Annotated in this window: 17 protein-coding genes and 4 tRNA genes; 9 read left to right on the forward strand and 12 right to left on the reverse strand. The window is 60.8% G+C overall.

Translation table 11 applies throughout. The features are described from left to right. On the forward strand, positions 1 to 83 hold an 83-nt coding region (locus tag ACYAS9_RS09415), incomplete at its 5' end, for an IS3 family transposase (RefSeq protein WP_463568179.1). Positions 84 to 117: 34 nt separating this feature from the next. Here the strand turns inward: ACYAS9_RS09415 and ACYAS9_RS09420 are convergent. After that, entirely contained in the window at positions 118 to 582 is a 465-nt protein-coding gene (locus ACYAS9_RS09420) for a hypothetical protein (RefSeq protein ID WP_463568034.1), read from the reverse strand. Between the two features lie 136 nt (positions 583 to 718). Here ACYAS9_RS09420 and ACYAS9_RS09425 point away from each other — a divergent pair, with 136 nt between their 5' ends. The 4 genes from ACYAS9_RS09425 (at position 719) to ACYAS9_RS09440 (ending at position 4,357) form a co-directional block, all read left to right on the forward strand. Further along, complete coding sequence (locus tag ACYAS9_RS09425) at positions 719 to 1,348, forward strand: DUF1780 domain-containing protein (protein ID WP_463568035.1); 630 nt, start codon at positions 719 to 721, stop codon at positions 1,346 to 1,348. Beyond that, positions 1,348 to 1,863, forward strand: a complete 516-nt coding sequence (locus ACYAS9_RS09430; RefSeq protein WP_463568036.1) for an MOSC domain-containing protein — start codon at positions 1,348 to 1,350, stop codon at positions 1,861 to 1,863. The genes ACYAS9_RS09425 and ACYAS9_RS09430 overlap by 1 nt, the downstream gene beginning before the upstream one ends. A gap of 172 nt (positions 1,864 to 2,035) precedes the next feature. Continuing rightward, positions 2,036 to 3,334 carry an NAD(P)/FAD-dependent oxidoreductase gene (locus ACYAS9_RS09435; protein ID WP_463568037.1) on the forward strand — a complete coding sequence of 433 codons (1,299 nt, stop codon included), beginning with the start codon at positions 2,036 to 2,038 and terminating at the stop codon, positions 3,332 to 3,334. Between the two features lie 225 nt (positions 3,335 to 3,559). Then, positions 3,560 to 4,357, forward strand: a complete 798-nt coding sequence (locus ACYAS9_RS09440) for an SDR family NAD(P)-dependent oxidoreductase (protein ID WP_463568038.1) — start codon at positions 3,560 to 3,562, stop codon at positions 4,355 to 4,357. Between the two features lie 118 nt (positions 4,358 to 4,475). Here the strand turns inward: ACYAS9_RS09440 and ACYAS9_RS09445 are convergent. From ACYAS9_RS09445 to rluD, 7 genes are all read right to left on the reverse strand, one after another. Continuing rightward, positions 4,476 to 4,552 (reverse strand) — tRNA-Pro (locus ACYAS9_RS09445). Between the two features lie 98 nt (positions 4,553 to 4,650). Beyond that, positions 4,651 to 4,726 (reverse strand) — tRNA-Lys (locus ACYAS9_RS09450). 5 nt (positions 4,727 to 4,731) lie between these two features. Beyond that, a tRNA-Pro gene (locus tag ACYAS9_RS09455) sits at positions 4,732 to 4,808 on the reverse strand. Between the two features lie 24 nt (positions 4,809 to 4,832). Then, positions 4,833 to 4,908 (reverse strand) — tRNA-Asn (locus tag ACYAS9_RS09460). Between the two features lie 238 nt (positions 4,909 to 5,146). Beyond that, on the reverse strand, positions 5,147 to 7,711 hold the full coding sequence (gene clpB, locus ACYAS9_RS09465) for an ATP-dependent chaperone ClpB (protein WP_463568039.1): 2,565 nt from the start codon (positions 7,709 to 7,711) through the stop codon (positions 5,147 to 5,149). Between the two features lie 118 nt (positions 7,712 to 7,829). Next, a complete protein-coding gene (gene pgeF / locus ACYAS9_RS09470) occupies positions 7,830 to 8,561 on the reverse strand; it encodes a peptidoglycan editing factor PgeF (protein ID WP_463568040.1) in 732 nt (243 codons plus the stop codon). Next, positions 8,558 to 9,520, reverse strand: coding sequence for a 23S rRNA pseudouridine(1911/1915/1917) synthase RluD (gene rluD / locus ACYAS9_RS09475; protein ID WP_459743768.1), 963 nt, complete (start codon positions 9,518 to 9,520; stop codon positions 8,558 to 8,560). The genes pgeF and rluD overlap by 4 nt, the downstream gene beginning before the upstream one ends. Before the next feature lie 149 nt (positions 9,521 to 9,669). On the opposite strand from rluD, the gene ACYAS9_RS09480 reads away from it, so the two are divergent. The 4 genes from ACYAS9_RS09480 (at position 9,670) to ACYAS9_RS09495 (ending at position 14,142) form a co-directional block, all read left to right on the forward strand. Beyond that, entirely contained in the window at positions 9,670 to 10,692 is a 1,023-nt protein-coding gene (locus tag ACYAS9_RS09480) for an outer membrane protein assembly factor BamD (RefSeq protein ID WP_463568041.1), read from the forward strand. A 285-nt stretch (positions 10,693 to 10,977) separates the two neighbouring features. Further along, on the forward strand, positions 10,978 to 11,217 hold the full coding sequence (locus ACYAS9_RS09485) for a PP0621 family protein (protein WP_463568042.1): 240 nt from the start codon (positions 10,978 to 10,980) through the stop codon (positions 11,215 to 11,217). Further along, on the forward strand, positions 11,207 to 12,799 hold the full coding sequence (locus tag ACYAS9_RS09490) for a sensor histidine kinase (protein WP_463568043.1): 1,593 nt from the start codon (positions 11,207 to 11,209) through the stop codon (positions 12,797 to 12,799). The genes ACYAS9_RS09485 and ACYAS9_RS09490 overlap by 11 nt, the downstream gene beginning before the upstream one ends. Before the next feature lie 2 nt (positions 12,800 to 12,801). Next, on the forward strand, positions 12,802 to 14,142 hold the full coding sequence (locus ACYAS9_RS09495; RefSeq protein ID WP_463568044.1) for a sigma-54-dependent transcriptional regulator: 1,341 nt from the start codon (positions 12,802 to 12,804) through the stop codon (positions 14,140 to 14,142). Between the two features lie 96 nt (positions 14,143 to 14,238). Here ACYAS9_RS09495 and thiO read toward each other — a convergent pair whose 3' ends face one another. From thiO to ACYAS9_RS09515, 4 genes are read right to left on the reverse strand one after another with little or no spacing between them, the layout of a single operon-like run. Beyond that, positions 14,239 to 15,336, reverse strand: coding sequence for a glycine oxidase ThiO (gene thiO, locus ACYAS9_RS09500; protein WP_463568045.1), 1,098 nt, complete (start codon positions 15,334 to 15,336; stop codon positions 14,239 to 14,241). 29 nt (positions 15,337 to 15,365) lie between these two features. Beyond that, complete coding sequence (locus ACYAS9_RS09505; RefSeq protein ID WP_463568046.1) at positions 15,366 to 15,767, reverse strand: type IV pilin protein; 402 nt, start codon at positions 15,765 to 15,767, stop codon at positions 15,366 to 15,368. 12 nt (positions 15,768 to 15,779) lie between these two features. Then, the gene (locus tag ACYAS9_RS09510) at positions 15,780 to 18,959 is read right to left on the reverse strand and encodes a pilus assembly protein (protein WP_463568047.1); all 3,180 of its coding nucleotides are present in this window, start codon (positions 18,957 to 18,959) and stop codon (positions 15,780 to 15,782) included. Beyond that, positions 18,946 to 19,449: a pilus assembly PilX family protein gene (locus ACYAS9_RS09515; protein WP_463568048.1), complete on the reverse strand. Its 504-nt coding sequence runs from the start codon at positions 19,447 to 19,449 to the stop codon at positions 18,946 to 18,948. The genes ACYAS9_RS09510 and ACYAS9_RS09515 overlap by 14 nt, the downstream gene beginning before the upstream one ends. Positions 19,450 to 19,454: the final 5 nt, after the last annotated feature.

Genomic DNA, 19,454 nt, shown 5'->3' on the forward strand with positions numbered 1-19,454 from the left:
ACAATCATGACCGGATAAAAGTGAGGCTTGGCGGATTGAGTCCTGTGGAGTTCAGGACTCGTTCGGTGGGCGTGTGGCAATAGACTGTCCAACTTTTTGGGGTCAGATCAGTCTGCGTTAGAGCGGTTTTTCCAGCGCGGTGCGCAGTGCTTGCGCATCACCAAACTGCTGTTGCTCGACCACTTTGCCGTCACGCAATTGCAGCCACAAAATCTTATCTTCATCCCCCGGGTACTGCGGCACCACGCGTGATTCGCGATCGAGCATCACGCGGTAGCTGTAGTCGCGCATTTTCGGGATGGCGAACATCGTGGCGATAATCGAAGGCATTTTCTGGATGTCGGCGACGAACACGGTGTTACGCGCGTCCAGATAGCCCTTGGGCTTGCCTTCAAGGGCTGTCTTGAGCAGTTTGGCCGCGTCCATGCCGCGCGCCACCAGCAGGGTTTGCGCCTGCTCGTTCAAGGTGTAGGGCTGGTCGTACTGGTCGAGCAAGGTCCAGGGCGCCAGGTGTTCGCCGGTCTGCAGGGCCTGCGCGCTCAGGGGCAGCAGCGCCAGCAACAGGATAGGCAGCAATTTCAATGCGTTGTCCTCATGTTGGTTGTCGGGGGCAGTGCAACCGGCGATTGTGCGCCTGTCTGCCGCGTGGCAGGCTACAGGCATGACACGCCGCCTGAACAGGCATTTTCACATTCAGTTACAGCGATGCGACGGCCCAATGGATGATCCAGACTACCTGCGCCTGCTGACCAACCAGGCCGAACAAGCCAATGCCTTTCTTTCCAATGCGCGAAAGTGGGAACGCGAGCGCTGGGTGTGTCAGCGCCTGTTGCAGGGCTTGAATATCCCGCACCGTCACGAGGATTTCCTGCCGGCCAGTCAGGAGCCGCCGGACGTGCTGTTTCACGATGCGCGCTTTGAGGTGTTTTTCGTTATCGACGAAGGCCGGCGCCTGAACGATGAATGGCGCGACGAACTCGCCCGTCGGCGCAGCGCTTATAACCTCAGCCAGTTGGTACGCCGTGAGGCCAAGCCAAAGCGGGTTCCGGCGCCGGCGCTGTTGCGGCGTCTGGCACCGACCCTGAGCAAGAAGGCCAGCAATTACCGCGAGCGCGGGCTGGACCTGGGCGAGCTGGATATCATTGCCTTTGCCAGCCTCAAGCGTGAATCGCTTGACCTTAACAGCCACTTTCCGCCGCCCACTGAATATTTGCGTCAGGGCTGGCGCTCGCTGTCGCTGGTCGGATCAAACTTTGCCCGAGTGCTGTTTGCCCATCCCGGCGCGCCGGATTTCTTGCGGACCAACCTGGGCCGTACCGTGGTGTTCGATGTGGGGATCAGCCTGTGATGAGTCCGTTGCAACAGTTGATTGCCGATGTACCGCAACAAGGCCAGGTGCGCTGGATCGGCGTGCGTCCGCAATCGCGCGCGACGATGATCGAGCTGGAAGCAGTGGAGGCACGCCGCGAAGCCGGCCTGACCGGTGACCACGCCCGCCCCGGCCCGCGCAATGCCCGGCAAGTGACGCTGATTCAGTGGGAGCATTTGGCGGTGATCAGCTCGCTGCTGGGCCGCGCGGCCGATAATCCGGTGCTGGCGCAGGAGCTGCGGCGCAATCTGGTGATCAGCGGTATCAATCTGTTCAGCCTCAAAAACCGGCGCTTTCGGATCGGTCAGGCGATTCTGGAGACCACGGGCTGGTGCCAGCCTTGCGCGCGGCTGGAGCAGAATCTGGGCCTGGGCACGTTTCAGGCCGTACGCGGGCATGGCGGAATCACGGCGCGAGTGATACAAAGCGGAATCATTCGCTTGTGCGACACGCTGCAAGTCGAACCACTGGACGCTCAAGCCCCGCTCTTATAAACCTTGTAACGTGTTCGCGGTCTATTGCGTCTATACCCCATTCAATACGAGTCGTGCGTTGTGCCCAGCCACCTCTTGAAGCCCTTTTCAGCACGGTCCGCCGCTATGAGCTGCCCTATTGCGCTCGCGAAGACCGTGCCACCCGCTTTCCTTAACCTTACGAGTAATCCCTATGACTCATCGCATTGTCATCGTTGGCGGCGGCGCCGGCGGTCTCGAGCTGGCCACTCGCCTGGGTAAAACCCTGGGCAAGAAAGGCACCGCCAGCGTCACGCTGGTCGACGCCAACCTGACCCACATCTGGAAACCACTGCTGCACGAAGTGGCGGCCGGTTCGCTCAACTCTTACGAGGACGAGCTGAACTATGTGGCTCAGGCCAAGTGGAATCACTTCCAGTTCCAGCTCGGGCGCATGACCGGGCTGGATCGCGCCAATCGCAAGATTCATCTGGCGGCGACTCAGGATGAGAACGGCAACGAGCTGGTGCCGGCGCGCAGCCTGGACTACGACAGCCTGGTGATCGCGGTGGGCAGCACCACCAATGATTTCGGCACGCTGGGCGCTGCCGAGCACTGCCTGTTCCTCGATACCCGCAAACAGGCCGAGCGCTTTCACCAACAGTTGCTCAACCGCTACCTGCGTGCGCACGCCGGCCAGGACGACAGCACTCAGGAAATTACCGTGGCCATCGTCGGCGCTGGCGCCACCGGCGTCGAGCTGGCGGCCGAGTTGCACAACGCCGCTCACGAACTCGCCGCCTACGGGCTGGGCCGGCTCAAGCCGGAGAATCTGCGCATTACCGTGATCGAAGCCGGCCCGCGGGTATTGCCTGCCCTGCCCGAGCGTATTGGCGGCCCGGTGCACAAGACCCTGGAAAAACTCGGCGTCACGGTGCTGACCAATGCGGCGGTCAGTGAAGTGACTGCCGACACACTGGTCACCAGCAGCGGCCAGATCATTCCAGCGGTGCTCAAGGTCTGGGCAGCGGGTATTCGTGCGCCGGGCTTCCTGCAGGACCTGGACGGGCTGGAGAGCAACCGCATCAACCAGTTGCAGGTGTTGCCGACGCTGCAAACCACCCGCGACGAAAACATCTTCGCCTTTGGCGATTGCGCCGCCTGCCCGCAAAAAGGCAGCGACCGCAACGTGCCGCCTCGCGCCCAGGCAGCGCATCAACAGGCCTCGTTGCTGGCCAAATCGCTGCGCTTGCGCATCGAAGGCAAGGCGCTGCCGGAATACCGCTATCAGGACTACGGCTCGCTGATCTCGCTGTCGCGCTTCTCGGCGGTCGGCAACCTGATGGGCAACCTCACCGGCAGCGTGATGCTGGAAGGCTGGCTGGCGCGGATGTTCTATATCTCGCTGTACCGCATGCACCAGATGGCGCTGTATGGCGCGTTCCGTACGCTGATGCTGATGCTGGGCAGCCGGATCGGCAAGGGCACCGAGCCGAGAATGAAGCTGCATTGATCTGAACCTGTAGGAGCCCGCTTGCCGGCGACCGGCTGCGCAGCAGTCGTAAATTTTCAGCGTTTTGCAGAATTTTGTGAGCGCTTTGCGCTCAATCGCGGGCAGAGCGCGCTCCTACAACGCCGTTCGGTGCAAGACGCTGCAATTTCTTGAATCAAATCCCCACTGCACCAGTCACACCTTTCGAAGGCCGGAAAACCGGCGAGTCTACGAACGAGGTGCGGTATGGATTTGGCTATCAAAGGGCGGGTTGCGCTGATTACCGGCGCCAGTGGCGGCATCGGCCTGGCGACCGCGCGTCTGTTGGGCGAGGAAGGTGTACATCTGGTGCTGACCGATCTGGATCAGGATGCACTGAATAAAGCGTGCAGCGGTTTGCCAGGTGAACCCATGCTGTTCGCGGCCGACATGACTGATCAGGCTCAGGTCGATCATCTGGTCAGGCAGGCAGGCGCCCGCTTCGGCCATGTCGATATCGTGGTGCATACCGCAGGCGTCACCGGCGCCAAGGGTGATCCACTGGAACTGACCGATGAAGACTACCAGCACGCCTGGGACACCGACTTTTTCTCGGCCGTGCGCGTTGCCCGCGCAACTATTCCCACGATGCGCAGCCGCAACTGGGGCCGCTTTGTCTGCATCACTTCGGAAAACGCCGTACAGCCCTACTGGGAAGAGGCGGTCTACAACACAGCCAAAGCCGCGCTGGCAGCCTTCGTGAAGAACCTGTCGTACAAAGAGGCCGCCCACGGCGTGTTGTGCAACACGGTGGCGCCCGCTTTTATCGAAACCAATATGACCGACGGCATGATGAAACAGCGTGCCGAGGAAATGGGCGTGTCGTTCGAAGAGGCCGTGAAGACTTTTCTGGATGAGGAACGTCCAGGCATCGTGCAGAAGCGTCGGGGCCAGGTCGAGGAAGTCGCGGCGGCGATTGCCTGGCTGGTGTCGGACCGGGCGACGTTCGTCAACGGCAGCAATCTGCGGGTCGACGGTGGATCGGTTCAGGCGGTGCAGAACTGATCACACATTACAAAACCCGTACGCACAAAAAAGGCGTCCCGAAGGACGCCTTTTTTGTTTGATTCACAGCAATGAATCTGTGAATCCAGATTTTCGCCCTGGCAAAGCCAAGTGAAAATGGTCGGGGTAAGGGGATTCGAACTCCTGACATCCTGCTCCCAAAGCAGGCGCGCTACCGGACTGCGCTATACCCCGTTTCTGCTTAAAACACGCCCCGTTAAGGGCGTTTTTACAAGAATGATGCGACTGGCATCATTTCCCTAAGATTTAGCCAACTACAGCAAGGCCAAAAATGGTGGGTCGTGTGGGATTCGAACCTACGACCAATTGGTTAAAAGCCAACTGCTCTACCAACTGAGCTAACGACCCAAAAATGGTCGGGGTAAGGGGATTCGAACTCCTGACATCCTGCTCCCAAAGCAGGCGCGCTACCGGACTGCGCTATACCCCGACTTGTACAACCTGAACCTGAATCTGGCTCCACGACCTGGACTCGAACCAGGGACCCAGTGATTAACAGTCACTTGCTCTACCAACTGAGCTATCGCGGAACGTCTTCAGATCCAATCTCTTCGGCGTTTACACTTCGCGTTTCGCGTTACGTTCACGTCTCTGAGGCGCGCCATTCTACAAGATTAAAAACACCTGTCAACACCCTAAATTGCTTTTACTACAATGATTTGCGATTTTTTTTCAAAGTCGCTTTTTGGCGCTGCCAGACACCTATAAAGAGAAAGGCTCCCTTTATAGGGAGCCTTTCAGGGTCACGCATGAATCAGAACCGCAGTATCAGGCAAACACGATCTCATCGCCTTGCAGGCTACCGGTAATGGTCGACCCTGGCAGGAAGCGTCCCGACAGAATCAGCTGCGCCAGCGGGTTCTCGATCCAGCGCTGGATGGCACGCTTGAGCGGCCGTGCGCCATACACCGGGTCATAGCCCACCGCGATCAGCTTGTCCAAGGCCTCAGGGCTGAGCACCAGGTTCAGTTCACGCTCGGCCAGGCGGCCCAGCAGACGGCTCAGCTGGATCTGGGTAATGCCGGCAATCTGCTCACGACCCAGCGGCTCGAAGATCACCACCTCGTCGATACGGTTGATGAACTCGGGGCGGAAGTGCGTACCCACGGCATCCATCACCGCGGCGCGTTGCGCTTCACGATCACCGACCAGTTCCTGAATCTGCGCCGAGCCCAGGTTGGAGGTCATCACGATCACGGTATTGCGGAAATCCACCGTGCGGCCATGGCTGTCGGTCAGGCGGCCGTCTTCCAGTACCTGCAACAGAATGTTGAACACATCGGGGTGGGCCTTCTCGACCTCATCCAGCAGGATCACCGCGTACGGTTTGCGCCGTACGGCTTCGGTCAGGTAGCCGCCCTCTTCATAGCCCACATAGCCCGGTGGCGCACCGATCAGCCGCGCCACGGAGTGTTTCTCCATGAACTCGGACATATCGATGCGGACCATGGCCTCTTCGGTGTCGAACAGGAACTCGGCCAGCGCCTTGCACAGCTCGGTCTTGCCGACCCCGGTAGGGCCGAGGAACATGAACGAGCCGCTCGGGCGGTTCGGATCGGAGAGCCCGGCACGTGAACGGCGCACCGCGTTGGCCACCGCCACCACGGCCTCTTCCTGACCGATCACGCGCTGGTGCAGCAGGCTTTCCATCTTCAGCAGCTTCTCACGCTCGCCTTCGAGCATCTTGGCCACCGGGATGCCGGTCCATTTGGAAACCACCTCGGCGATTTCTTCTTCGGTGACCCGGCTGCGCAGCAACTGGTTCTCTGGCTTGCCATGCTGGTCGACCATTTGCAGGCTGCGTTCCAGGTCCGGGATGATCCCGTACTGCAATTCAGCCATGCGGTTGAGGTCGCCACGCCGACGCGCGGCTTCCAGCTCCTGACGCGATTGCTCGATCTTTTGCTGAATCTGCGCAGAGCCGGTCACTTCAGCTTTTTCCGAGGTCCAGATTTCTTCGAGGTCGGCGTATTCACGCTCCAGACGCTCGATCTCGACCTGCAGCTTTTCCAGGCGCTTAAGCGCAGCCTCGTCATCTTCTTTCTTTAAGGCCTGCGATTCGACCTTCAGTTGAATCAGGCGGCGCTCCAGACGGTCGAGCACTTCGGGCTTGGAGTCGATCTCCATACGAATGCGGCTGGCCGCTTCGTCGATCAGGTCGATGGCCTTGTCGGGCAACTGCCGGTCAGTGATATAGCGGTGGCTGAGCTTGGCCGCCGCAATGATCGCGCCGTCGGTGATCGCCACCTTGTGGTGGACCTCATAGCGCTCTTTAAGGCCACGCAGAATGGCGATGGTGTCTTCTTCGCTCGGCTCCTCGACCAGTACCTTCTGGAAGCGCCGCTCAAGGGCCGCGTCCTTCTCTATATATTGGCGGTACTCGTTGAGCGTGGTCGCGCCGACGCAGTGCAGCTCGCCACGCGCCAGCGCCGGCTTGAGCATATTGCCGGCGTCCATCGAACCCTCGCCTTTGCCGGCGCCGACCATGGTGTGCAATTCGTCGATAAACAGGATGATCTGGCCTTCCTGCTTGCCCAGTTCGTTGAGCAGCGACTTGAGGCGCTCTTCGAATTCGCCACGGAACTTGGCACCGGCGATCAATGCGCCCATGTCCAGCGACAGTAAACGCTTGCCGCGCAGGCCATCGGGCACTTCACCATTAATGATGCGTTGCGCCAGGCCCTCGGCAATAGCGGTCTTGCCCACGCCGGGCTCACCGATCAGCACCGGGTTGTTCTTGGTACGGCGCTGCAACACCTGAATGGTGCGGCGGATTTCATCGTCGCGACCGATCACCGGGTCGAGCTTGCCTTCTTCGGCGCGCTTGGTCAGGTCGATGGTGTACTTGTCCAGGGCCTGCCGCGATTCCTCGACATTGGCGTCATTGACCGCATTGCCGCCGCGCAGGTTATTGATGGCGTTTTCCAAGGCTTTTTTGCTTACGCCCTGGCCGAGCAGCAATTTGCCGATCTTGCTGTTTTCGTCCATGGCCGCCAGCAGCACCACTTCGCTGGAGATGAACTGGTCGCCCTTCTGTTGCGCCAGGCGGTCGGCCTGGTTGAGCAGGCGCGCCAGATCCTGCGACATGTTGACGTCGCCGGTGGGGTTCTGGATTTTCGGCAAGGCATCGAGCTCTTTGCCCAGTTCCTTGCGCAGGCTGGTGACATCAAAGCCGACCTGCATCAGCAAGGGCTTGATCGAGCCGCCCTGCTGTTCAAGCAAGGCGTGAAGCAGATGCACCGGTTCGATGGCCGGATGATCGAAACCGACGGCCAACGATTGGGCATCGGATAAGGCTAACTGGAGTTTGCTGGTCAATCTGTCGATACGCATTCTTCACCTTCCTATTGAGCAGGCCGGAGCAATGAACACACCTGTAAAGAAAACCTGCTGGATTACCCGTTAGATGCGGACAATTCTGCAGGTTTCAAGGTAAGACAGCTGATATGAATCAGTCGCGTGCGATCCACACAAGGGAAGCGAAGCGCCCGGTACGGGCAGCGCGGCGATAGGAGAAAAACCGTTCGTCGGTAAAGGTATCGAAACCACCACCGTAAACCGCCTGAATGCCATGCGCGGCCAGGCGCAGGCGCGCCAGCGCGTAGATATCGGCCATGTAGCGGCCGGCATTAACGCTGGGAATAAAGGCAGCCGTGGTTTCAGGATGGGTGCCGATGAACGCCTCACGCACCTCGGCGCCAACCTCGAAGGACGGCTGGCCGATGGCGGGGCCCAGCCACACCAGAATATCGTCCGCAGCGCTGTGCAGGCTGTCGGCCGTGGCTTCCAGCACGCCAGCGGCCAGACCCCGCCAGCCGGCGTGAGCGGCGGCAACGTGAGTGCCGGCGCGGTTGCAGAACAAGGCCGGCAGGCAGTCGGCGGTCATGATGGTACAGGCCACGCCGGGCGTTTCGCTCCAGCTGGCATCGGCCTCATCGACACGCGCAGGGTCGGCCTGCGCCACCACCACACCGTGGACCTGACGCAGCCAGGCCGGCTGCACGTTCAATTGCGAGGTCAGTTGCAAGCGATTGCTGGCCACCGCGTCAGGACTGTCCTGAACATGGTCGCCCAGATTGAAGCGGTCGAACGGGGCCTGACTGACGCCGCCGGCTCTGGTGGTCACGCAGGCACGAACGTGCGCCGGCGCGGGCCAGTCAGGCGTCAGCCAGTCGCGGGTCACCCGACGAACGCCTCGCGGTCCTGCTTGAGCAGCGATAGCAGCCAGACGAAGTCTTCCGGCAACGGCGATTCCCAGCGCATGCGCTGGCCGGTCACCGGGTGATCCAGCTCCAGGAAACGGGCATGCAGCGCTTGACGCGGGAAGGTTTTGAGCGACTCGACCAGGGTCTGGCTGGCGGCCGGCGGAATGCGGAAGCGTCCGCCGTAGGCCGGGTCGCCGATCAACGGGAAGTTGATATGCGCCATGTGCACACGAATCTGGTGGGTACGGCCGGTTTCCAGCTTGACCCGCACATGGGTGTGGCTACGGAAACGGTCCAGTACGCGGTAATGACTCACCGCCGGCTTGCCATTGTCCATCACCGCCATGCGCTGGCGTTGCTGGCCGTGACGACCGATCGGTGCGTCGATCTTGCCGCCGGCAGTCACGACACCGATCACGATGCACTCATAAATGCGGCTGACCGTGCGGCCCTGCAACTGGTTGACCAGTTGGGTCTGGGCCTGCAACGTCTTGGCCACCACCATCAAGCCGGTGGTGTCTTTATCCAGACGGTGCACGATGCCGGCGCGCGGCACATTGATGATGTCGGGCACGTGGTGCAGCAAGGCATTGAGCAGCGTGCCGTCGGCATGGCCGGCGGCCGGATGCACGACCAGGCCTGCAGGCTTGTTGATGACCAGGATCTGATCGTCTTCGTAGACGATGTCCAGAGCGATGTCCTGGGCGATCCACTCGCCCTGGGCTTCCTGCTCGGCAGTCAGGTGCAGAATGGAGCCGCCGTAGACGATATCGCGCGGGCGCAAAACGTTGCCGTCGACCGTCAGACGGCCGTCCTTGATCCAGGTGACAAGGCGCGAACGCGAGTATTCGGCAAACAATTGGGCGGCGACTTGATCGAGGCGTTGACCACCCGAATCGGACGGTACCTCTGCGCTTAGTTCTATATTTTCGGACATGGCCAGACTGGAAGGCGGCTAGCCTTTGGTTTCGGCAGCGCGCTTGTGGTTAAATACGGCGTCTTTTGCCCCGACAGTTTTCGCGGGGCGCTCATCATAACAGGACGGCCCCGCCCAAGACAGCAGGCCGTTATAGGACGCAAGCCGCCATGCAAGTGAAACACCTGCTGCTGATCGCCATCCTCGCAACGACTGCGGCCTGCTCGTCGAAAGAAGTCATTGACGAGAACCTAAGCGAAGTCGAGCTGTACCAGCAGGCGCAGAACGACCTGGGGAACAACAGCTACAACAGTGCAACCGAGAAGCTCAAGGCACTGGAGTCGCGGTATCCGTTCGGTCGCTACGCCGACCAGGCACAGCTCGAACTGATCTACGCGAACTACAAGAACGGTGAACCGGAGGCTGCCAAATCGTCTGCCGAACGTTTTATCCGTCTGCACCCCGAGCATCCGAACGTCGACTACGCGTACTACATGCGCGGCCTGACCTCCTTCGACCAGGACGTTGGCCTGCTGGCGCGCTTCCTGCCGCTGGACCAGACCAAACGTGACCCGGGCGCGGCCCGCGACTCGTTCAACGAGTTCGCCCAGTTGACCAGCCGTTACCCCAACAGCCGTTACGCGCCCGACGCCAAGCAGCGCATGATTTATCTGCGCAACCTGCTGGCGGCCTACGAAATCCACGTGGCCGACTACTACCTGACCCGCCAGGCGTATGTCGCAGCTGCCAACCGTGGCCGTTATGTCGTAGAAAACTTTCAGGAAACCCCATCGGTCGGCGACGGCCTGGCGGTGATGGTCGAGGCCTACCAGCGTCTGCACCTGGACGACCTGTCGGCCACCAGCCTTGAAGTGCTGAAAGCCAACTACCCGAAACACCCGCAACTGGCCGATGGCGAGTTCAGCCCACGCGAGCCTGAAGCCGACAACCGTTCCTGGCTGTCCAAGGCGACCCTGGGCATGATCGGTAGCAGCGCTCCGCTGCCACCGGGCGAAACCCGCGCCAATCAGGACATCGTGCGTCAGTACCAGGACGCCAAGTCGGCCATCCCGAAAGAGCTGCTGCCGGAAAACCAAGCAGAACTCGACGAGCAGGCTGAAGAAGCACAAAAAGCTGAAGGCAAGAAAAGCCGTTCGTGGTTCAGCTACGCAACGTTCGGTCTGTTCGATTAAGATCGTACGCTGATAAAAAAGAGGCCTGCGGGCCTCTTTTTTTGTCTATATTTGCGCTCTGTGTCACCCCACTTTAGGCTCGCTGCCGATCAGTCAAGGTCAACACGGACTTGTGGGAGGCAGCTCTGCTGGCGGTTGCCGCGGTACAGACGCGGCAGATGTGCCGACTTTACTGGCCATATCGCGAGCAGAGCTCTCTCCCACAGATTCAGTTTCAGGCGAAAACCGCCTTACTTAACTGTCGCGCTGTTTTTATCCACATCATCCAACTTCAAGCGGTTAACCATGATTCGCCTCATCTTCTGGGTCGTCCTGATTGCGGCGGCCGTCTGGTTCGTCAAGCGCCTGCTCAACCCGCCGCGCAAGCCGCCTGCCGCACCGCCCGCCGAGTCTGCGCCCGCGCCCATGGTGCGTTGCGCGCAGTGCGGCGTTCACCTGCCTCGCGACCGCGCATTAAGCCTGGAACAGCAATGGTATTGCAGCGAGGCACACAGGCTCCAAGGCCCCGCCTCGCGTGAACACTGAGCCGCTTTTACTCGGCAGCCCGCTCGCGCAAAGGATCCTGCGGCTCTACCATCTTTATCGTCTGGTCATCGGCATCATGCTGGTGCTGCTGGTGTCCACCGACCTGGACATCGAGCTGCTGGAAATGGCCAACCCGAACCTGTTTCGGGCCGGCTGCTGGATTTATCTGGTGTTCAATATTCTGGTGGTGGTGCTGCTGGAGCGGCCCCGCCACAAGGCGCAGATGTTCAGCCTGGCACTGAGCGATGTGATTCTGCTCTCGGGACTGTTCTATGCCGGTGGCGGGCCGGCCAGCGGCATCGGCAACCTGCTGATCGCCTCGGTCGCCATCAGCAATATCCTGCTGCGCGGGCGTATCGGCCTGTTGATCGCGGCGATGTCGGCGATCGGCATCATCTACCTGACCTTCTACCTGAGCTTCAACAACAGCAAGACCTCCAACGATTATGTGCAGGCAGGCAGCCTGGGCGCGCTGTGCTTTGCCGCCGCCCTGCTGATGCAGGCCCTGACCGCGCGCCTGCAAGTCAGCGAAGGGCTGGCCGAACAACGCGCCGCCGATGTCGATAACCTCGAAGAACTCAATGGCCTGATCCTGCAACGCATGCGCACCGGCATTCTGGTGCTCGATGCCGGCCGACAGGTGTTGCTGGTCAATCAGAGCGCCCTGACCCTGCTGGGCCATGAGCAGTTGCTGGGCCAGTTGATCGACGACTATTGCCCGCATCTGGTCGAACGCCTGCGCCACTGGCACATGAATCCGATACGGGTACCCGGCAGCTTCCAGAACTCGCCCGCCGGTCCCGTGCTGCAAGCCAGCTTTGCCACCCTCAACCGCCGCGATCAACGCCAGACCCTGGTGTTTCTCGAAGACCTGTCGCAAATCGCCCACCAGGCCCAACAGCTCAAGCTCGCAGCTTTGGGGCGCCTTACGGCCGGCATCGCCCACGAGATCCGCAACCCGCTGGGCGCGGTCAGCCATGCGGTGCAATTGCTCAACGAATCAGAGGAGCTGAGCACTGACGACCGTCGCCTGGGGCAGATCATTCACGACCAGTCGCGGCGCATTAACGTGGTCATCGAAAACGTTCTGCAACTGTCGCGTCGGCGCGAGTCCGAAGCCCAGTTACTCGACCTGGCGAGCTGGCTGAGCGCTTTTGTCAGTGAATGGCGCAGCAGCGCCGCGCCCCATCAGCATTTGCACAGCGACATTGGCGGCGGCCTGCTGACCACGCGCATGGACGCCGAACAACTGCACCAGATCCTCAGCAACCTGGTGCACAACGGCTTGCGCCACAGCGGCCAGGCCCACGAGCAGGCGCAGGTCTGGCTGCGGCTGTTTCACCACCCCGTCAGCGACCTGCCGACCCTGGAAGTGCTCGACGATGGCAGCGGCGTGGCCGAGCAGCACCTGAGCAAGATATTCGAGCCGTTTTTCACCACGCAAACCAAAGGCACCGGCCTTGGCCTGTACCTGTCCCGCGAACTGTGCGAAAGCAATCAGGCGCACCTGGACTATTCTCTGCGACAAGGCGGCGGCAGTTGTCTGCGCATTACCTTCGCCCACCCGTTCAAGTTGAGTTGAGCATGACCCCACGGCAAAAAATCCTGATCGTTGACGATGAGCCGGACATTGGCGAACTCCTGGAAATCACTCTGGGCCGCATGAAGCTCGACACCCGCAGCGCCCGCAATGTCAGCGAGGCCCGCGACTGGCTCAAGCGTGAAGCCTTCGACCTGTGCCTGACCGACATGCGCCTGCCCGACGGCAATGGCCTCGAACTGGTGCAGCATATCCAGCAGAAATACCCGCAAGTGCCGGTGGCGATGATCACCGCCCATGGCAACGTCGACCTCGCCATTGGCGCGCTCAAGGCCGGTGCGTTCGACTTTCTGACCAAGCCGGTCGACCTCACCCGCCTGCGCGAACTGGTCAGCAGCGCCTTGCGCCTGCCAGGCAGCGCGGCGCCTGCTCACAGCATCGACAGCCGCCTGCTGGGCGACTCGCCACCCATGCGCGCCTTGCGCAAGCAGATCGACAAGCTGGCGCGCAGCCAGGCGCCGATCTATATCAGCGGCGAGTCGGGCAGCGGCAAGGAACTGGTCGCACGCCTGATCCACGAACAAGGCCCGCGCGCCGACAAGCCGTTCGTGCCGGTCAACTGCGGCGCCATTCCTTCGGAGTTGATGGAGAGCGAGTTCTTCGGCCATCGCAAGGGCAGCTTTACCGGCGCCCATGAAGACAAGCCCGGCCTGTTTCAGGTCGCCAATGGCGGCACGCTGTTTCTCGATGAAGTCGCCGACCTGCCGCTGGGCATGCAGGTCAAGCTGTTGCGCGCCATTCAGGAAAAGTCCGTGCGCAGCGTGGGAGGCCAGCAGGAACAGGTGGTGGACGTGCGCATTCTGTGCGCCACCCACAAGGACCTGAACCTTGAAGTCAGCGCCGGGCGCTTTCGTCAGGACTTGTATTACCGGCTCAATGTCATCGAGCTGCGCGTGCCGCCCCTGCGCGAGCGCCGCGAAGACATCGAAACCCTGGCCACCAGCGTGCTGCAACGCCTGGCCAACAACTACAGCCAGCCCCTCGCCCGCCTGCACCCACAAGCCCAGGAAACCCTGAAGAACTACCGTTTCCCGGGCAATGTGCGCGAACTGGAAAACATGCTGGAGCGGGCCTATACGCTGTGCGAGAACGATCAGATTCTGGCAGAAGACCTGCGCCTGTCCGACAGCACAAACGCGCAGGAAAGCGACGCGCACAGCCTGGCGGGCATCGATAACCTGGAAGACTATCTGGAAAGCATCGAGCGCAAACTGATCCTGCAGGCCCTGGAAGAAACCCGCTGGAACCGCACCGCCGCCGCCCAGCGCCTGAGCCTGTCATTCCGCTCGATGCGTTACCGGCTCAAGAAGCTGGGGCTGGATTAACCGTTATGGACACTCCCTCCGTAGGAGCTGCTTCAGCCGCGAAGGCATCACCGCAAAATGTGGCGCATGTGTTCCCGGCTAAAGCCGGTCCTACGCCTACACCCGCCCTGCCGGAGCATACGGCGCGGGATCGATGATCGGCTCGCGGCCCAGCAGCAAATCGCTCAGTAACTGGCAAGACGCCGGCGCCAGCACCAGGCCGTTGCGGAAATGGCCGCAATTGAGCCACAGCCCGGCAAACCCCGGCAGCTCGCCGATATATGGAATGCCTTCAGGCGAGCCCGGCCGCAACCCGGCCCAGTGACCGACGATTTCAGCGTCGGCCAACGCCGGCAGCAGGTCGATGGCGCTGGCCCTGAGGCTGGCTTGCGCTGCCTCGGTCGGGGTCTTGTCGAAGCCTTCATATTCCAGGGTACTGCCGACCAGAATATGCCCGTCGCGGCGAGGAATCGCATAACGCCCCTTGGCCAGCACCATGCTCGGCAAAAAGTCCGCCGCGCACTTGAACAGAATCATCTGGCCCTTGACCGGCTCGACCGGCAACTCGACGCCCAGCGGCTTGAGCAACTCGCCGCTCCAGGCGCCAGCGGCCAGCACCACCCGTTCGCTGTGGATAACCCCGTCACGGGTGGCAACGCCCTGCACCTTGCCGTCCTGATGCACCAGGCCGGTGACTTCGCACTGCTCGCGAATCTCCACCCCCGGCATGGCCTGCAAGGCCGCCTTGAGGGATTTGACCAGCCGCGGATTGCGCACATTGGCGACATCGGCCATGTAGATGGCGCTCTTGTATCCTGACCCCAGCACCGGCACGGCATCGTGCACTGCCGAGACATCGACGCGGCTCAGCGGCCGCTGCTCACGCACCGCCCAGGCCAGCGCTTGCTCTTCATCGTCCAGATCGAGCCAGTACAGGCCGGTGGTGTGTACTTCAGGGTCAAGGCCGGTCTGGGCGTGCAAGCGCTCGCCCAGCTGTGGATAAAAATCCTGCGACCAGTGCGCCAGCGCGGTGACTGCCGGGCTGTAGCGCCACGGGTAAAGCGGCGAGACGATCCCGCCGCCTGCCCAGGACGACTCGCGACCCAGCTCGGTGCGCTCCAGCAATACGACGGGCTGGCCTTCATGGGCGAGGTTATAGGCGGTCAACAGGCCGATTACGCCGCCGCCGATGATGACTATGGGTTGCTTTGACATTCTGTTCTCGGGTCAAAGGAAAAAAGGCACTAGCGGCTCCAGCAGTCCTTGGGGGTCACACCGCTGGTAGCACCCGGATTAGTCCGCGCGCCGGTATTGGTGATGGTGAATACACCGCATTTGTCATTCAGCATCATGCCCTTGCCCGTCGCTGCCAGGCTGAAGTTCTGGTCATTGAGTACTGCAGCAATGGTGTAGTAGTCATTACCGGCTGAAATCACCGGCGCCGGATTACCGTTATAAACCCCTTTCTGCGAATACCAGCGCTCCAGCACCTGGGTCTGCTCCGAAAGCAGACTTGCAATCGCCGAACGCTGGGTGCGCTTCACGTACTCGGTATAACTGGGATAAGCGATGGCGGCCAGAATACCGACAATCGCCACGACTATCATGAGTTCGATCAAGGTAAAACCACGGTTTTTGCTGTGCATGCGTGCTCCTTGCTATTGGATCTGTCGCCACATGATGCGCTGGAAGATGTTGGCAGAACCCGGCGGTTCTATCAGTTTCTCGATATTGTTGCCGACGATGATGTAGCGGTTGTCATTGACGCCACCGCTACCGGCAACATAAGCCGCCTGCACAGGAATGCCGCCGCCAAAGCCTCGACCGGCAGTCAACCCGTCCAGCGCGCTGATGAGATCGTCGCCATTGGTGTCCAGTACCGGGTAGCTGAGCATCGCACCGTTGGCCGCATCCAGCTCGAACAAGCGGCCTGTACCGGTACTTTCACAAGGATCGGTCGAGTTCACCGCTGCCGTCGTGAAGATAATCCGGCCACGCGTAGTCTGCGCCGGATAGATGATACGTTCACCCAGATAAGGCGCAGCGGTGGCCAGTGGCATGTACCAGCCTTTACGCGTCGCCCAGTCCACGCTGTTCGTGGTGGAAGTAAAGTACGTCGCATTGCTGCCCGTAACGGAACCGTTGATGTTCTGCACCTGCAGGTTGCTCTCGACGATGCTGCCTGTGCCCGCACTGGCATCCCAGATGGCATAGAACGCTTGCTGCGCCGTGGTTTGCTTGTCGGTGGTCTCACTGAACTTGCCGGTGCCGAAATAAACGATCTTGCCGTTCTGCGGATGATCCAGTATCAACGGCTGAACCGTGATCGGCTGGGCATCACCACGGGGTGCGGTAAACAGCGGCGATCCGTTGAAGGCCAGTTTCCAGCCGCTGGCGGCTGCCGAGCTGAGGTCAAACTTCCACATCCGCCCTTTGAGGTCCCCGGCATAGGCAGCCTGCACCACGTTGTGTGAGTTGACCACCAGCTTGACCGACGACAGGCCGTTATCGGTTTCGTTGTTCAATACCGGTGTCTGGATCTCGGTAATGAACGCACCGGTATTGGCATTAAGCACATACAGCGAAGCGCGACCGGTAAAACTGCCATAGCCATTGCCCAGTAACACGATGCCAGTGCCATCGCTCATGCGTGCCACTTCAGGCCTGGCGTAGGCATAGCCCAGGTTATTGAAGCGGTTACTGGTGTCGGAAGTGTCCGGCGCTTTGACCTCCCATAACGCACTGATCGTATTGTTATTGTCGGCTTCGAACAGCTTGATGGCGAAAAAGCCCTTGCCGCCTGCGCCAGTGCCACCGTAGGCCACGGTACGCCAGTCAGTGCCGGAGCCGGCCTGGGTATCGAAGACTGCAATCTGGCCATCGACGGTGAACTTGTGCACCCCCAGCCCGTAAGTGGTCGAGGCAATGGTCGAGAGCGACGACAACGCCGTGGACGGCAGATAGGCATAGCGACGCAAACCACTGTCGAGGTTGAGCACGTTGAAAAAACCATCGTTGGCGTTGACCAACAGACTGTTGGTCATGTTGGCGGCCTTTTTGCTCAGGTAAGTGTTGTAAGAGGTATCACCCGCCAGATCGGCGGCGGTCTTGTCGCTGCCCATGGCGGCAATCAATGGCGAATTGACGATATCGCCCAACAACCGGGTCCGGGTGCGCAAGCTGGCATTGGCAGTGCCCTTGGTCCAGTTGATCAGGTTGGCGCCGGTTACACCGGTGGGCAGGCTGGTATTGAGTACCGTCTGCTGGGCCGGCGAAAAGTTGGCGTAATCCAGGCTGATACGGGTCGGCGTCGCTGCTGTACTCCATGACTCGAAGGTCGGTGCCGTAGCCGTGCTGGTAATCGTGGTGTCCGTCGTCCAGGCGACGCTGCCCAGCGCACCGGTCGTGGCGTTGAGGTTGTAAGCGCGAATGGTGCCGCGCCAGTCGGCCGGGTCATACAGCGTCTGGTAGAAGCGAGTGCCACTTTGCAACGTTGCCGAGTTGGCGGCACCACCGCCACCGGAGCTGGCCTTGGCATAGATATCGCTCAATGCCAGGTTCAGGGCGGTGTTCAACCCGGCGCTGTCGTTGGCCTGAAAGTACAAGCCCCGGCCATGCGTGCTGTCGGCGGCATCGATCAGCATCTGGTTGTCCAGCGTAAAGCCGATGGCATAGGTGTTCATGTTCTGCGTGGGAAAGCCGGCGGTGTCCCAGCTCTTGCCGGTCAGATCGCCGCCTGCAGTACGCGAGTCCTTGCGCATATCGATGTCGTAGGCGAATTTGGCGATGTCATCGAAGTACAGCGTATCACCCTCCCCGTCGCCCAGCAGGTTGGGGCCGTCATTGAAGACTCCGTCCCAGTTGGGCAACCGGCCAGTAGGGTCGTCCGGGTCATTGCTCGGGAAGGTCCGGTCATACGTCGGCAGGCCGTCGGTGATCACAACGCCGTAGTTTTTCTGGCAGCGGTACTGGATCGGACTGGTAAAGGTGGTCGGCGAACCGGTATAGGTCGGCGATGGTGTCAGCCCACGCATGTAGCGGGTGACCTGATAATAGGTTTCTGCCAGCGGCGTGTTGGCTTCGGCCGAGATGGCCGAGATGGCATTGCGCAGGTTGTTGTAGTTGGTATCGGCCGTCTGCTGGCTGACGGCGCTCTGGTAGGTGGTGGCGGCCACCGGTGACAGGTCGGCGATCGGCTGCTTGATGCTGCCACCCGGACCTGGGTCGCCCGTGCGCGGCGGGTTGTAGCCGGCCAGTCCCATGCGCAGAGCACGGTTGGTCTGCACCAGATTCAATGCCACGCTGATGGCGGTGGTCAGGCGGCTTTGCGTCGGGATACCTGTCACGCTGCGCCCGGCCACCACCTCAGCCACCAGATAAGACAGGTAATCGATGGGATAACGGGTATCGCCGCCCCCTGCCGGGTCAGCCAGAGCAATGCACACAATCGTCGATGATGGCGAGGTCAGGCTGCGATAGAACGCATAGGAGCCATTGTTGCAAGTGCCACGGCTCAGGCTGCTGACGAAGACATAGTCGGCTGTGCCATTGGAGACCTGTTCACGGGTATAGGAACACAGCAGGCCCAGCAAACAGTTGTACACCGCCTTGTAAACCGGGCCCCAGTTCGCCGAGGCATTGAACCCCGAGGCGGTCATGATGGTGTCCATACTGCCGGAGTTGTCCACTTGCAGCATGACATTGGGCGTGACCGCCGAAGCACTGAGCAGCGGCACCTGAGACGGGTTGAACGCATAGGCCGGCGCTGCCAGGTACAAGGCCAGCATTGCCCCGCCGATCATTTTCAAGCCGTGGCGCCAGACCCTAGCAATTACCATAGATGCTCTCCAGCACGGTGCGCGAACTGCCCTGAATGGCCACTGCCGTGACTCTGTACATCGTCACCGGCCGAACGCCGCACGTTGGCGGACTTTTGATGGGCACGGTGGTGGTGCCCAGATTCTGTACGCCATAAAAACCGCCGCCTTCGCTGACCCAGTTAACGCCTGAATTGCCCGTAGTACCGGCTGCCACCACGGTGGTGGACTCAGCGGGTGGCGCGCAGGTGGTGGGAGTGTTGCATTTCGCCATGTTGAAGCCGGTGGCCATGATCGACAACTCGCCCCGGCGCAGCACCGCTTCGGCCACCTGAAAAGACTTGTTGCGCCATCCCACGCTGCCCGCCATTTTTTCCTGCAATGTGGCGTTTTGCATCGAGGAAATGCCCAGCATGGTCAGCAACAGCAAAAACACCAGGCTGACCAGCAATACCATGCCGCGCTGGTGACCTGTGAACATCGAGACGGTGTGCAACTGCATCCTGTTCATCGCGT

It is taken from the genome of Pseudomonas sp. HP_08 (genome assembly GCF_055284095.1).